Raw genomic sequence first — 14476 nt, forward strand, 5'->3', positions numbered from 1 at the left:
CCTTCAAAGGGAATCGGTTCCCTGGTTGTCGTTATCGAGGAAGGACATGGACACCCCAGACATCCTGGTGCTGCAAGCCAGCTATACCAACGCCGTGCACGCCGAGGCCATCGGTTCGCTGCTCAACCATTATGCTCAAGACCCGATGGGCGGCGGTCACAGTTTGCCGATCGATCTGTTGCAGCAACTGCCTGCGGAACTGGCCAAGCGCCCCCATGCGTTCAGTGTGCTGGCGTTCGTTGGGGGTGTACCGGCCGGGCTGGTCAATTGCTTCGAGGGGTTTTCGACGTTCGCTTGTCGGCCCCTGGTCAATGTCCACGATGTGGTGGTGGCGCAACCGTTTCGTGGCTTGGGCTTGAGTCAGAAGATGCTGCAGAAGGTCGAGGAAATCGCCCGGCAGCGCGGTTGCTGCAAGATCACCCTGGAAGTGCTCGAAGGCAATGCGCTGGCACAGTCGGCGTACCGCAAGTTCGGTTTTGACGATTCGGTATCTGATCCCGCCCATGGCCGCATGTTGTTCTGGAACAAGCCGCTGTAATAAAGGTACCTCAAAAAAAAGGCGCCATTGAATGGCGCCCAATAAACCTTTGCCAAAGGAGCGGGTTGGCACAGGGTACTTGCGGATTAACTCAGTGTTAAATCAACTGTTGGGTTGAGCGGGTTCGGCAGTGGTGGCTTTAACCGGTTTGCCATCGGCGGACACAACTTGCTGTTCTGCCTTGCCGTGGGTTGTTTCCTGGATGAAGCTGAAGTTGTTGTAGAACTCTTTCGAGCGCTCTGAACCGCCCTCTGCAAAGGCGGCGGCGGAGCTCAGGGTCATCAGGCTGGCAAGCATCAGTGTGGAGAGTTTCATTACGGTGTTCCCATTAAGAGTGATAGGTGTCCGGTCACTCCATGATCAGATCGTGGGGCGACTATGGCGTTATCCTATTAAGTGGGAATTAACGGAACTCGCCCTGCGAAGTTAACGTCTTTGTTAACTTCGCAGGGCAAAGTGTTATAGCCTCCAGTCAAGTGCCAGCGTGACCGAGCGCGGATCGCCCCAATACACGCCATTGTAAAAACCGACGCGCTCGTAGTATTTCTTGTCAAACAGGTTATTGACGTTGATCGACGCCGTCACCTGTTCGTCGAACTGGTAGCGCGACATCAGGTTGACCACGGTGTAGCCCTGTTGCTCGATCTTTGATCGCGTGGTGATCAAGTTGCCTTTGTCATCGCGTTCACCCGTGGGCCGGTTGCCGAAGTCAAAGATGTCGCTCTGCCAATTCACCGCGCCGCCCACGGTCAGGTTGCGCCAGGCCCCGGGCAGGCGGTAAGCGCTGGATATTTTCAGCAGGTTCAACGGCTGGCCGGTATTGTTGCGCTGGCCTGCGCCGTTCACCGAGTGGGTGTAGGTGTAGCCTGCGGTCAGGTTCCAGTCCGGCGCAATTTCCCCGGCCGCTTCCAGCTCGAAACCTTTCACCTTGTTGCCCTTGCCGCCGGACTTGTAGTACTCCTCGCCAGTGATCGGGTTGGGCGGCACCGAGTCATCGCGCTCGGCGACGTTGTCCTGGGTGCTCCAGAAATACGCGGCCGCCAGATTCAGCCGTTCGTTGAGCACGCTGCCCTTGAGGCCAACTTCATAATTACTGCCCACCACCGGCTCCAGGTATTTCTTGTTCACGTCTTTCGCGCTTTGCGGCTTGAAGATGTCGGTGTAGCTCGCGTAGACGGTGTACTGCGGCGTGACGTCGTACAGCAGCCCGGCATAGGGCGTGAACATATCGTTATGGGTCTGGCCGGTTTTGCCGGAAGCGGTCAGTTGATTGTTGGCGTTGTATTCGGGGGTGGCGCTTTCCAGCTCCCAACTGCCGTAGCGGCTGCCGAGTACGGCATGCAGACGGTCGGTCAGGCTCAGGCGAGTGGCGAGGTAGCCGGCTTTCTGTTGTTTCTTGCTGTGCTCGCCCTTGAGGTCGGTGACCTCATCGGTGAACTTGCCGATACCGCCCATGTGCTTCCAGTCCGCGATGGGGTAATAGCTGGCAGGCAGGTTGCTGCGCATGAAGGGCGACGTGTCCCGTTGCGCGGCCTCGCCATAGCCCATCATCAGCGCATGTTCGCGGCCCAGCAGCGCGTAGCTGCCGGCCAGGTTGAGGTCGATGGCTTCCATTCTCGACGTGCCGCGCATATGGCTGGCCCAGGCGGTCATGCCGCTGCGGTCGGCATTGGGGAAACCCGCGCCGCCGTAGTACACCTTGCCATCGGTATCGCTCTGGCGATGGGTGTAGGCGGCCTTCAGGTGCCAATCGCCGCCGAGGCGATGGTCGAGGGTGGCGAAGGTGGTCTTGTCGGTCAGTGGCCAGGAGCTCCAGTGCGCGGCCATATTGGTGGAGCGCGACAGCCCGGCCTTGCCGCCCTGGCTGTTCCAGTAGGGTACGGTGCCCCAGGACGTACCCTGTACCTGCTTGTCCTGGTAATCAAAACCTACGGCCAGCACGGTGTCGTCGGACAGGTCGCCCTCGAGAATGCCGTAGCCGACCGCGCGCTGCAGTGCATAGTTATCACGAAAGGATTTGCTGTCTCGGTAGGCCAGTACGCTGCGCCCGCGCAACTTGCCGTCGAAGGCCAGCGGGCCGCCGACGTCGAGGTAGCTGTAATAGTTGTCATGGGTGGCGCCACTGATGCCGGTTTTCGCCTGCCATTGGGCGGTCGGGCGCTTGCGTACCATATTGACGGTGGCCGAAGGATCGCCCGCGCCGGTCGTCAGGCCGGTGGCGCCGCGCACTACTTCGATACGGTCATAGATGATGGTGTCGGCGTCGCTCTTCATGTAGCCGAAGGTGTTGAGCATCCCGTCAATCTGGAAGTTGTTGATGCCGTAGCCACGGGAGGTATAGGACACCCGGTCCGAGTCATTGTGCTGGACGTTGATGCCGGTGGTCTGGCGCAACACGTCGGTCAGGGTGTTGAGGTTGAAATCATCCATCTGCTGGCGCGTGATCACCGAGATCGATTGCGGGGTTTCCTTGACGGACAGGTTCAGGCGCGTGGCGGTGCTCATCGAGCCCGTGGTGTAGGCGCCGGTGTGCTCGGTGGTCGCGCCCAGGCCGTCGGCGGTGACGCGGGTGGCGCCCAGTTCGAGGGCTCTGGCGGGGGTGTGTTCGGGGTCGGTTTCGGCCAGCAGTTCAGCGCTTGGTGCAAGGCTGAACAGGCCCAGGGTAAGGGTGATGGAGCGGGTAAAGGGCGCGAGCATCGCGGCGAACTCCTTGTCGTCTTTGAGGCCGCCCCGGAAAGGGCGGGTATGGCTCAAAGACGAAAGGAGACGGGGAACTTTAGGCTTAAACGAGAATGATTGTTATCTTTCTGTTACAAGCCTCTGAGTTACTTGATCACCACCTCGGTGCTGTCGGTCTTTTTCGGTTTGATCAGACTGAAGTCGATCAAGGCTTTCTGCTTGGTTTCGTACGGGTTGCCGATCAGCAGGGGACGCGGCTTGAAGCTGTCACTGACCAGGCTTTTGCTGCGGTCCAGTTCGTCGAAGCTCAAACCGGCCAGGTCCGCCCAGGTGTGGATCAGCTGCGAGCTGCTGTAAGGCCGCTGCAGGTCGCCGGCGAAGCTCCAGTCGTGGCTTTCGCGCCACTTGGGTGAGGCGTAGGCCATAAAGGGAATGGTGTACATCGGCGCGGTCGGCTTGCCTTCGTTGCGGCCCAGGGTGTCATGGCCGACAGAGTCGAACACGTCTTCGCCGTGGTCCGACAGGTATAGCAAAAAGCCGTTGGGGTCGGTCTTGGCGTAGTCCTTGATCAGGCTCGACACCACGAAGTCGTTGTACAGCACGGCGTTGTCATAGCTGTTATAGGTCGGCAACTGGGCGTCGCTGACGCCTGGCGGCACACCCTGGCGATCAGTGAACTTGTCGAACGTCTGCGGATAGCGGTACTGGTAGCTCATGTGGGTGCCCAGCAAGTGCACTACGATGAACTTGCGTTCGGCGGTATCGGCCAGCGCCTTGGAAAACGGCGCAAGCACGTCGCCGTCGTATTGGCGGGCGTTCTGGTTGCGGTTGTTGTTCAGGTACACCTGCTCGTCGGCCTGTTCGGAAAAGGTCGTGAGCATGGTGTTGCGCTTGGTCATGGTCTGCTGGTTGGTGATCCAGAACGTCTTGTAGCCGGCCTGTTTCATCACGCTGACGATCGACGGCGTCTTGAGGTACAGGTCAGGGTTTTCTTCGTCGGCGAAGGTCAGCACCTGCTGCAACGCTTCGATGGTGTAGGGGCGCGGGGTGATGACATTGTCGAACACCGCCAGTTGGTCGCGCAGCTTGTCCAGTTCCGGCGTGGTGTTGCGCGGATAGCCATAGAGGCTCATGCGCTGGCGGTTGGTGGACTCGCCGATCACCAGCACCAGCGTGGACGGCTGGCCGGCCATGCTGTCCTTGAGGTTCTTCAAGGGTGGGATCTGGCTGGCACTGGTCAGCATGCCTTGCATGTTGTCCAACTGTTCGGTGTAACGGCGGTAGGCGACGATCATCTGCCAGGGCACGGCCGGTTCGATGCGGGTTTCGAAGCGGTCGATGGCCAATTCCAGGGTCTCGCTGGTGGCGATCTGCTTGACCAGCGGGTAGCCGACAATCGCCAATACGATGGCGATGGCCGCCACGATCGACTGGCCGCGCGGCAAGTACACCGGGCGCAAGCGTGTCCACAGGAACACCGCGAACGCGGTGTGGGCAATGAACGCCAGCACGATCCACCAGGCAAAATACTGGGTGGCGTATTCGCCCGCTTCAGAAATGTTCGACTCGAACATGATGAAGATCACGCTCTGGGAAAATTCCTGCTGGTAAATAAAGAAGTAACCCAGGCTCGCCATGGAGCAGGCCCACAGCACCACGCCGATCACGGCGGCCAGTACCCGCGTTTGCCGGGGGAACAGCAGCATCGGCGCCAGCCACAGTGCACTCATGAAGAATGCCTGGCGGAAACCACTGAAGCCGGACGTACCGGTCAGTTGGATAAGCAGTTGGGTAATACCCGAGAAATACCAGAAAAACAGGAATAACCAGCCAAGGCCGGCCCAATCAAAACCTTTCGCAGTCGTCGTGCTGCGTTTGAACATCGCCATCCAGCGCCCCATCAGAAAATGATCGTCGCGCACACGCGCGCAACATCGGGCCGCTCAGAACATGAGCGGCATCGCGGGCGGGAGTATCGGGACAGGCGTGTGAAAACTTTGTGAGTTTTCTGTAGGTATTACCTTACAAACTAACCAAAGGCGTTCAGCAGAGTGCGGGCTTGGCGCCGGACGGCAGCTCCAGCTGGGCCTGGAGGTGGGAACGCAGGCGCAGGACTTCCTGTTGCAACTGATCGCGCTCGTCCTTCAACTGACGCAATTCATCGCGGCGGATGCTGACGTAGAGGGTCTGTGGCGGTCGGGTCATCTGTGCTGTGCTCATTGCTTGCCTCGCAAATAGCCGGGTAGATCGCGCCGCCGAAACAGGTGAGCGGCAGCAGTCGTGGCAAGTTTGAATTCTTTTTCACATCAAGGGAACTTTTTTATTTTTGGTGGTCGTGTGACTTTTGCCACCGTGATGGTGAAATGCTGGCAACTTTTTTAGCATGAAACTACGCGGATCCGCTCTGGACTAACCCTCATTAGCCTCATTGCGCTATAAACTATGTCACACATTTTTTAGCAGTTAGGAGCATCAGCACATGCAACTGGGGATTATCGGACTAGGCCGCATGGGCGGTAACATTGCGCGGCGCCTGATGCTCAATGGGCATACCACCGTTGTATATGACCGTAACGAAGCCTTTGTCAAAGGCCTGAGCGAGGAGGGCGCCACCGGCGTCGCCGACTTGAAAGCCCTGGTGGCCGGCCTGCAAAAGCCTCGCGCTGTGTGGGTAATGTTACCGGCGGGCGCTCCCACCGAAGACACCATCAATGAACTGAGCGGGCTGCTGGAAAGCGGTGACGTGATCATTGATGGCGGCAACACCAATTACAAGGACGACGTGCGTCGCGGCAAGGCCCTGGCGGAAAAAGGCCTGCACTACGTCGACGTCGGCACTTCCGGCGGCGTGTGGGGGCTGGAACGTGGCTACTGCATGATGATCGGTGGCGATGTCGAAACCGTGCAGCGCCTGGATCCGATCTTCAAGAGCCTGGCGCCTGGCATCGGCAGCATCCCACGCACCAAGGACCGTTCGGCCTCCGCCGACCCGCGTGCCGAGCACGGCTATATTCATGCCGGCCCGGCGGGCTCCGGCCACTTCGTCAAGATGATCCACAACGGCATCGAATACGGCATGATGCAGGCGTTTGCCGAAGGTTTTGACATTCTCAAGACCAAGAACTCGGACAACCTGCCCGAAGACCAACGCTTCGACCTGAACGTGGCGGACATTGCCGAAGTCTGGCGCCGTGGCAGCGTAGTGTCGTCGTGGCTGCTGGACCTGACCGCCGATGCCCTGGCGACCGATCCGAAGCTGGACGGCTATTCCGGTTCCGTGGCCGACAGCGGCGAAGGCCGTTGGACCATCGAAGCGGCCATGGAGCAGGCGGTGCCGGTACCGGTGCTGTCGACGTCGCTGTTCGCCCGTTTCCGTTCGCGCCAGCAGAGCACCTACGGTGACAAAATGCTCTCGGCCATGCGCTTCGGCTTTGGCGGCCACGTGGAGACTTCCAAAAAATGACCGCCAACGGCAAGAAACCCAAGGCCGAACCCGCTCCACCCACTACCTTGTTTCTGTTTGGCGCCCATGGCGACCTGGTCAAGCGCCTGCTGATGCCGGCGCTGTACAACCTGAGCCGCGACGGGCTGCTGGGCGATGGCCTGCGCATTGTAGGCGTTGATCACAACGCCATCAGCGACGCTGACTTTGCCAAGAAACTCGAGGACTTCATTCGCACCGAAGCCGCCGGCAAGGTCCGGGGCAATGCCGACAATGGGCTGGACCCGCAGTTGTGGGCCCAGTTGGCCAAAGGCATCAGCTACGTCGAGGGTGACTTCCTCGACGACAGCACCTACGCCGATATCGCGCAGAAAATTGCCGACAGCGGCAGCGCCAATGCGGTGTTCTACCTCGCGACAGCACCGCGCTTCTTCAGTGAAGTGGTGCAGCGCCTGGGCAGTGCCGGGTTGCTCGATGAGACGCAGGAGGGGTTTCGCCGCGTGGTCATCGAGAAACCGTTCGGTTCCGACCTGGCCAGCGCCGAAGCGTTGAATGCGTGCCTGCTCAAGGTGATGAGCGAGAAGCAGATCTATCGCATCGACCATTACCTGGGCAAGGAAACGGTGCAGAACATCCTGATCAGCCGTTTTTCCAACGTGCTGTTCGAGGCGTTCTGGAACAACCATTACATCGACCACGTGCAAATCACCGCCGCAGAAACCGTCGGCGTGGAAACCCGGGGCAATTTCTTCGAAAAGACCGGCACGCTGCGGGACATGGTACCCAACCACCTGTTCCAGTTGCTGGCCATGGTCGCGATGGAGCCACCGGCAGCCTTCGGTGCCGACGCGGTGCGCGGTGAGAAGGCCAAGGTGGTCGGTGCCATCCGGCCCTGGTCCCTGGAAGATGCGCGGGCCAACTCCGTGCGCGGCCAGTACACCGCCGGTGAAATCGCCGGCAAGCAACTGCCGGGCTATCGCGAAGAAGCCAATGTCGCGCCTGACAGCAGCACCGAGACCTTCGTTGCGCTCAAGGTGATGATCGACAACTGGCGCTGGGTCGGCGTGCCGTTCTACTTGCGCACCGGCAAGCGCATGAGTATCCGCGATACCGAGATCGTGATCTGCTTCAAGCAGGCGCCTTACGCGCAGTTTCGCGACACCGACGTCGATGAGCTCAAGCCCACGTACCTGAAGATCCAGATCCAGCCGAACGAAGGCATGTGGTTCGACCTGCTGGCCAAAAAGCCCGGGCCGACCCTGGAAATGGCCAATATCGAGTTGGGGTTCGACTACAAGGACTTCTTCGAGATGCAGCCGTCGACGGGTTACGAAACCCTGATCTACGACTGCATGACCGGCGACCAGACCCTGTTCCAGCGCGCCGACAATATCGAGAACGGCTGGCGCGCCGTGCAGCCGTTCCTGGATGCCTGGAAAGAAGACGATGGCATCCAGACCTACAAGGCCGGCGAAGATGGCCCGGCGGCGTCGGATGCATTGCTGGCCCGTGATGGCCGTGCCTGGCATAGCCTCGGATGAGTGATGCAGCGATTCATCCCATCCGTTTTATCCTCAGTGATGTGGACGGCACCTTGCTGCATCCGGATCACAGCCTCAGCCCGCGCACAGCCGATGCGATTCGCGCGTTGCGTGAGGCCGGGGTGTTTTTCAGCCTGGCCAGCGGGCGCCCGCCCAAGGCCATGATGCACCTGATCGAGACCTTCGGTATCGACGTGCCGGTGGCGGGGTTCAACGGCGGTACGTTGATCAACCCCGATGGCAGCATCCTGGTGGCCCACCATCTGCCGGCGGAAGCGGCGTTGGTGACCCTGGCACTGTTCTCGGCCGAACCGGATGTGGAAGTCTGGGTGTTCGCCGATGGCGACTGGCTGCGCCGTGACTCGCCAGGGCCGATGGAGCAGCGCGAAGCCGACGGCCTGGGATATGGGCCGGTGGTGGTGGAGAGTTTCGAGCCCTACCTGGACCGGGTCGACAAGATCGTCGCCGCGAGCAATAACACGCAGTTGCTGGTGGAGCTGGAAGCGCAGTTGCAGCCGAAGGTGAAGGGCCTGGCCCAGGTGTCACGTTCCCAACCGGTTTATCTGGATGTGACGGCGATGCTGGCCAATAAAGGCGAGGCCCTGAAGACCCTGGCGGCGCACCTTGAGGTGCCGCTTGCGCAAACGGCAGCCATTGGCGACGGCGGCAACGATCCGGCGATGTTCCAGGTGGCCGGGTTATCGATTGCCATGGGCCAGGCGGAAGAAACCGTCAAGCGTCAGGCCAGCGTTGTCACCGGCAGCAATGTCGAGGACGGTGCTGCCGAAGCGTTCGAGCGATTTATACTCAACGCACGATAAGTAAGTGCAACTTCCGATCACTGTAATGCAGTGATCGGAAGTTCCCGCCTCACTTACTTGGGCATTGCCCATTGCTGCAACCGGTAGCCACTTTTGTCGAGCTCGGCACGGGCCTGCAACAGCAAGTCTTCCAATTGCGCCGGGTCAGTGTAAGTGGTCGATGACAGCTGTTGGCTGCCGATACGGGTGTTGGTGCGGTCGATGACGCTCAGGCTGAGGGCGCCATGACCGTCGTGCCAGGCCACGCACTGGAAGGGCTGGAAGGCACGGTCTGCAATCAAAAGAGCTTCGTTGATGCGCAGCGGAGCGTTCATGTGTGTCGTCTCTCTCTATGCCCATTCAAGTGAATACCGGCGGTTGGGCTGACCGTACGGTGGGTTACTTGTACTGATGCACGATGGTGGGGGGCGGGTCACATGCCAGGACAAGAAATTTTAACTTTCCCTGACTGAAGTCATCTAAGCGGCTGTTTTAAAAGCGGAACTAACGTTTGGTCAGTCGGCAACTTTTCACGGGTTGATGGCTTTTTGCTCGCACTTATAGCGAAAGGGTACAAGCACAGCGTCAATATTTTGATATGTTGCTGTCTGGTCGCTACAAACTATTGTTTCTATTAATAAAAAATGACGCCAAGGAATAGTCATGGTTGTGACTTCTGCGCAACGCCGCTTGTTGGTCGTCGACCCTTGCGAGGATTGTCACGGGTTGCTGCCCGGCTTGCGCACGGTCGGATGGGAAGTCGACAGCTGTACCCTCGAAGATGTGGGTGAGCGGTCCTGCGATGTCGGCCTGTTGCGATTGCAGCCTTGTCATCTGGAACGGCCTGAGGCGGTCAAGGAGCTGATTGGTCGTAGCGGCACCGAATGGATCGCGGTACTCAGCCAGGACGTGCTACGCCTGCAGAACGTCGGGGATTTCGTCTGCGAATGGTTTTTTGATTTCCACACCTTGCCGTTCGATGTGTCGCGGGTGCAGGTCACCCTGGGTCGCGCCTTCGGCATGGCGCGCCTGCGCGGCAAGGGCAACACCCCGGTGGGTGGGCCTGAGCATGAGTTGCTGGGCGATAGCCGGCCCATTCGCGAACTGCGCAAATTGCTGTCGAAGCTGGCGCCCACTGAATCGCCGGTACTGATACGGGGAGACAGCGGCACCGGCAAGGAACTGGTGGCCAAGATGCTGCACCGGCAGTCCCAGCGACACGCCAAGCCGTTCGTGGCGATCAACTGCGGAGCGATTCCTGAACACCTGATCCAGTCGGAACTCTTCGGCCATGAAAAGGGCGCCTTCACCGGTGCGCATCAGCGCAAGGTCGGACGCATCGAGGCTGCCCACGGTGGCACGCTGTTCCTTGATGAAATCGGCGATCTGCCCATGGAGTTGCAAGCCAATCTGTTGCGGTTTCTCCAGGAGAAACAGATCGAACGCGTGGGCGGCAGCCAGCCCATCCCGGTGGATGTGCGGGTACTGGCTGCCACCCACGTTGACCTCGAGGCCGCCGTCGAGAAGGGCACCTTTCGCGAGGACCTGTATTACCGGCTGAACGTGCTGCAAGTCGTCACCGCGCCCCTGCGCGAACGTCACGGCGACGTGGCGATGCTGGCCAATCACTTTTCGCGTTTCTATAGCCAGGAAACCGGCCGCCGCCCGCGCAGCTTCAGCGAAGAGGCCTTGGTGGCGATGGGACGACACCCGTGGCCGGGCAATGTGCGTGAATTGGCCAACCGTGTGCGCCGTGGCCTGGTCCTGGCTGAAGGGCGCCAGATCGAGGCGGTTGACCTGGGATTGCAAGGCCCGCAGGCCGTGTCGCCGCCGATGGCGACACTGGAAGATTACAAGCACCGCGCCGAACGCCAGGCATTGTGCGACGTACTTCACCGGCACAGCGACAACCTGAGCATCGCGGCCCGGGTGCTGGGCGTTTCCCGGCCGACGTTCTACCGGTTGCTGCACAAACACCAGATCCGCTAGGTTTTTTTCAAAGGGTGCATGCAAATCAAAATGTGGGAGAGGGCTTGCTCCCGATGATGGCCTCTGGGCCGACCGGGATTTTGTGTCGATCCCGGTCCAAATGTGGGAGGGGGCTTGCCCCCGATAGCGGCCTTAGAGTCAGCCAGTATCTTGGATCAGACCGAGTACATATCCGTTTCTGCGGTAACGGCTGCTAATGGTTCCGCTTTTACAGCGGCTCACTTTTGAAAAGCGCAAAAGTAAGCAAAACGCTCTTGCCCCACCACTCGGCACCTCGCTTAGGCTCGGTGTGTCCGAACGCAGGCTTGAATCCGTGGGCCGCCGCAATGGGCCATCCCTGGCCCAGTGCGGCTAACCCGGCGTCCTGCCGGGTTACCCACGGATTCAAGCCTGCGTTCGGCCAGCGTGGTTTAACGGGGCGCCTAAGATCAAAAGCAGATCAAGATCAAGAGCGACTCGCTTCGCATCGTGGTTACGGTTGAGCGCTACAGAGTTGTGTAGATACCTGCTCATCGGAGGCACGCCCCAATACCAGTCAGTTAAGCGTACACGCCCTCTGTAGGAGCGAGCTTGCTCGCTCCTACAAAAAGCCTTAACTGATTGGCATTAGGGCAAACCCCACATTTAAAAGCGCTCGCCTTTCGATCAGAAGTAATACGGGAATTTCAGGCTGAACGTGAAGTCCGGCGCGTCATCGGTCATCCCGATCGCCAGGTTCGGCACGATGGTCAGGTTATCCGAGGCCGCAATCGTCATGCCGACGTTGAAGTAGCCCGCATTCGCATCGCTGGAGACCACCGACTGCCAGTCACCGCCGTCCGGCTTGAGCTTGCTTTTGCGCTGCACCAGGTCGGACACCGAGAACGACATGCTCATTTTTTCGTTCAAGGCAAAGGCTACGCCGACACCGAACTGAAAGCTGTCGCCCAGGCGCACCTTGCCCCCCACCTTCTGGTTGACCTCACTGCTGATGTCATCGAACGAGTCTTCGAAGTTGTGGGTGTACGAGAGCGAGCCGAACAACACCGCAGGGTCGAAGGTCTTGACCAGGGAAATGCCTGGTGTGACCGACCACACGCCGTTGCCCGTCGGCAGGCTTTCCGGCAGGTAGAGGTTGTCGTTGCTCGGTTGCCTGACCAGTTTGATGCCAAACGGCTCTTTACCCGTAGGCGCCTTCACCCGTACCGACACCACGGCATCCGGCAGGGTAGGGGTTTCATCGAGGAACTTGTACGCCACGCCGAAATTGACGTCGCCAATGGTGGGGTCGCGGGTCACCGAAGCTTCGGATGTGGCCGTGGCATCGTTGCCGGCGCCGCCGGACTGGTAGGTCGATTCGCGGTAGACCACCGGCACGTTGAGGTCGAACTGCCAACGGTTATCGAGGTTGTAGCGGCCGGTCAGGTCCAGGGTCCAACTGTCGGATTTGATCCGGTCCAGGTTGATGTTGCCAAGGAAGATCGAGTCCAGCGCCAGGAAACCATTGAGGGTCAACTGGCGGGCGTCGTAGCGGGCATAGGTGATGCCGGTCTCCACACTGAACTTGCCATTGCCGAAAAAGCCGCTGGCTTCGTTGTACAGGTTACTGACGCTTTGTGCCGGGGCCGAGTCGTCCTTGAGCGACTGGCCGTAGGAGCTTCCGCCTGCCGCGCCACCTGATGCCGCCGCCGCACCGGTACCTGCGACGGTCGTACCGCCTTTTTTGAAGTCGGCGGGGGATTTGGCCAGGCGCCTGGGTGCTGGCGTGTCCGGTTGGTCCTCTACTTGGCGTACGCGTTGTTCCAGCACGGCCAGGGCCTTTTGCTGCACGTCGTAGCGTTGCTTGAGTTCCAGGAGTTCCCGCTTGAGGGTTTCGATATCGGCATCCGGCGCTGCGTACAGCATAGATGCGGGCAAGAGCGTACTTAAACAGATCACCGCGCGGAGCGATAACGATCGATGCATGAAATAAGCCGTCCTTTTCCAATGCGTAAGTGTCGAGGGTCAGCGTAGTTCAATAACCGAGCGTGCGGAGGCCTTTGAGCTGGTCCAGATTGCAGTTCAATGCACCGTTGTTCAAACCGTTATTGTTCATCACGACGTTGAGTTGGGTCATGTTGTTGACGAAGTTGGTATTGCCGGTCAGAACCGTGCCTTGCAGCACATTTCCTCCGCCGATCTGCTGCAGGCTGTTGCCCTGGTTATGGTTGGCCTGGATTGCCATTTGCAGGCCGCCATTGCTGGCCGACACGCTGACATGACCGGCGTTGCTGTCGCCGGTGACGGTGCCACCGGCGACCAATACCTGGCCGGACTGCACGGCGTTGGCAGGGGCAAAGCCGTCCTGGGTGACGTTGATGCCGACATGGTTGTAGGCGGTGTTGCCATCACCGGCGGCGCGCACGCTTTGGGTCACGCCCTGGCCGTTGGCCAGGCCGGCTCCGCCGATCACATTCCCGCCGCCGGCAGTGGGCGTTCCGGAACCCGCTGCACCCGTGGTTTGCACGTAGAACTGCGGGGTGATGGTGGTCTTGTCCAACTGCATGCTGGCCTTGCCGGTAATGCTGTCGCCGACCGCATTGGTCCAGGTGCTGCTCATGACAATGCCGAAGCTGACGATTCGCCCCGGCATCACATAGCGGCCGCGCAGCTCGGCCATTTCCGCGTCCTTGAGTTCGATCGGTTTGAAGCCCGATGAAGCATAAGCGGGCATCGAGGCTGCCAGACACAAAACCGTCAGCCAACGGGAAGTGTTCATCTTTTGCTCCTGGAGCGTCCTGCCCCTTATTGCGCTTCTAGAAGAAGTCGCTCTGGATAAAACCGAAATCCATCAGTTCGGCGTCGCCTACGGGCCGGAACTCGTTCAGCTGATTCTTGGCGGTCAGGGGGGCAGGCGGGTCGAGCAGGACGTTGGCCTTGTCGTAGCCTTCACCCAATACGGCGAACACGATGCCATTCCAGCCCTTGACGAAGTCATCCCGCGAATAGCGCTTGTGCCCCAGCACCGGGTCGCCGACATACACCCAGTCCTTGTCGGCCCGTTGCATCACCACGAAGTGCTTGTAGCCACGGATTTCCAGCAACACCACCACCGGAATTTTCACGGTGACCAGGGTGTCGGGGGCGATCTTGTAGCCCCGGGCGCGCATGCCGATGCTTTCCAGGTAGCGCTTCATGTCCAGCATGGAAAAACCCTGGGTACGCACCAGGTCCTGGTCGGCATTGACCAGCATGCCCTTGATGAGGTGGTCTTCGTCGACGTCCAGCCAATAGGCCTGGCGCAGGATGGTGGCAAGTGCCGCAGCACCACAGCTGAAATCGGTTTTCTGTTCCACCAGGTTGGCGAACCGGCGTTCACGGATGCTCTCGACCTTCTTGAAAATCACCGCACCGCCGGGCATGGCGGAGATCGCCATGGTGCCCGCCCAAGTAGGGCCGGTGAGCAACATCAGGAGGGTGAGGGTCGCGAAGCGCATGATCGACTGACCTGCTGGACACTGGAGTAAGA

General features: G+C 59.8%; 13 protein-coding genes. 5 read left to right on the forward strand and 8 right to left on the reverse strand.

Translation table 11 applies throughout. From position 1 onward, the window contains the following. Positions 1-46: 46 nt before the first annotated feature. On the forward strand, positions 47-538 hold the full coding sequence (locus BOP93_RS11375; protein ID WP_104502677.1) for a GNAT family N-acetyltransferase: 492 nt from the start codon (positions 47-49) through the stop codon (positions 536-538). A 102-nt stretch (positions 539-640) separates the two neighbouring features. On the opposite strand, the gene BOP93_RS11380 is transcribed toward BOP93_RS11375, so the two are convergent. The 4 genes from BOP93_RS11380 to BOP93_RS27605 all read right to left on the reverse strand — a co-directional run bounded on the left by BOP93_RS11380 (position 641) and on the right by BOP93_RS27605 (position 5437). Beyond that, positions 641-853 carry a hypothetical protein gene (locus BOP93_RS11380; RefSeq protein ID WP_104502678.1) on the reverse strand — a complete coding sequence of 71 codons (213 nt, stop codon included), beginning with the start codon at positions 851-853 and terminating at the stop codon, positions 641-643. 144 nt (positions 854-997) lie between these two features. After that, positions 998-3235 carry a TonB-dependent siderophore receptor gene (locus BOP93_RS11385; protein ID WP_104502679.1) on the reverse strand — a complete coding sequence of 746 codons (2238 nt, stop codon included), beginning with the start codon at positions 3233-3235 and terminating at the stop codon, positions 998-1000. 128 nt (positions 3236-3363) lie between these two features. Continuing rightward, entirely contained in the window at positions 3364-5106 is a 1743-nt protein-coding gene (locus BOP93_RS11390) for a phosphoethanolamine transferase CptA (RefSeq protein ID WP_104502680.1), read from the reverse strand. Positions 5107-5260: 154 nt separating this feature from the next. Continuing rightward, the gene (locus tag BOP93_RS27605) at positions 5261-5437 is read right to left on the reverse strand and encodes a DUF6026 family protein (protein WP_163003427.1); all 177 of its coding nucleotides are present in this window, start codon (positions 5435-5437) and stop codon (positions 5261-5263) included. 259 nt (positions 5438-5696) lie between these two features. Between BOP93_RS27605 and gnd the strand changes: the two genes are divergently transcribed. Genes gnd through BOP93_RS11405 form a run of 3 tightly spaced genes read left to right on the forward strand, consistent with a single transcriptional unit; the run spans position 5697 to position 9021 of the window. After that, positions 5697-6680 (forward strand): phosphogluconate dehydrogenase (NAD(+)-dependent, decarboxylating), encoded by a 984-nt coding sequence (gene gnd, locus BOP93_RS11395; protein WP_065936262.1) that lies wholly within the window; start codon positions 5697-5699, stop codon positions 6678-6680. After that, positions 6677-8200: a glucose-6-phosphate dehydrogenase gene (gene zwf, locus BOP93_RS11400; RefSeq protein WP_065887394.1), complete on the forward strand. Its 1524-nt coding sequence runs from the start codon at positions 6677-6679 to the stop codon at positions 8198-8200. The genes gnd and zwf overlap by 4 nt, the downstream gene beginning before the upstream one ends. Beyond that, positions 8197-9021 (forward strand): HAD family hydrolase, encoded by an 825-nt coding sequence (locus BOP93_RS11405; protein WP_104502681.1) that lies wholly within the window; start codon positions 8197-8199, stop codon positions 9019-9021. The genes zwf and BOP93_RS11405 overlap by 4 nt, the downstream gene beginning before the upstream one ends. A gap of 53 nt (positions 9022-9074) precedes the next feature. On the opposite strand, the gene BOP93_RS11410 is transcribed toward BOP93_RS11405, so the two are convergent. After that, a complete protein-coding gene (locus BOP93_RS11410; RefSeq protein WP_104502682.1) occupies positions 9075-9335 on the reverse strand; it encodes a hypothetical protein in 261 nt (86 codons plus the stop codon). A gap of 328 nt (positions 9336-9663) precedes the next feature. On the opposite strand from BOP93_RS11410, the gene BOP93_RS11415 reads away from it, so the two are divergent. Further along, positions 9664-10989 carry a sigma-54 dependent transcriptional regulator gene (locus BOP93_RS11415; RefSeq protein WP_104502683.1) on the forward strand — a complete coding sequence of 442 codons (1326 nt, stop codon included), beginning with the start codon at positions 9664-9666 and terminating at the stop codon, positions 10987-10989. Between the two features lie 645 nt (positions 10990-11634). Here BOP93_RS11415 and BOP93_RS11425 read toward each other — a convergent pair. Genes BOP93_RS11425 through BOP93_RS11435 form a run of 3 tightly spaced genes read right to left on the reverse strand, consistent with a single transcriptional unit; the run spans position 11635 to position 14444 of the window. After that, positions 11635-12933, reverse strand: coding sequence for a hypothetical protein (locus BOP93_RS11425; RefSeq protein ID WP_104502684.1), 1299 nt, complete (start codon positions 12931-12933; stop codon positions 11635-11637). Positions 12934-12982: 49 nt separating this feature from the next. Then, the gene (locus BOP93_RS11430) at positions 12983-13726 is read right to left on the reverse strand and encodes a hypothetical protein (RefSeq protein WP_104502685.1); all 744 of its coding nucleotides are present in this window, start codon (positions 13724-13726) and stop codon (positions 12983-12985) included. Positions 13727-13763: 37 nt separating this feature from the next. Beyond that, positions 13764-14444, reverse strand: a complete 681-nt coding sequence (locus BOP93_RS11435) for a C39 family peptidase (protein WP_104502686.1) — start codon at positions 14442-14444, stop codon at positions 13764-13766. Positions 14445-14476 lie beyond the last annotated feature (32 nt).

It is taken from the genome of Pseudomonas orientalis (genome assembly GCF_002934065.1).
Taxonomy (GTDB): Bacteria; Pseudomonadota; Gammaproteobacteria; order Pseudomonadales; family Pseudomonadaceae; genus Aquipseudomonas; species Aquipseudomonas orientalis_A.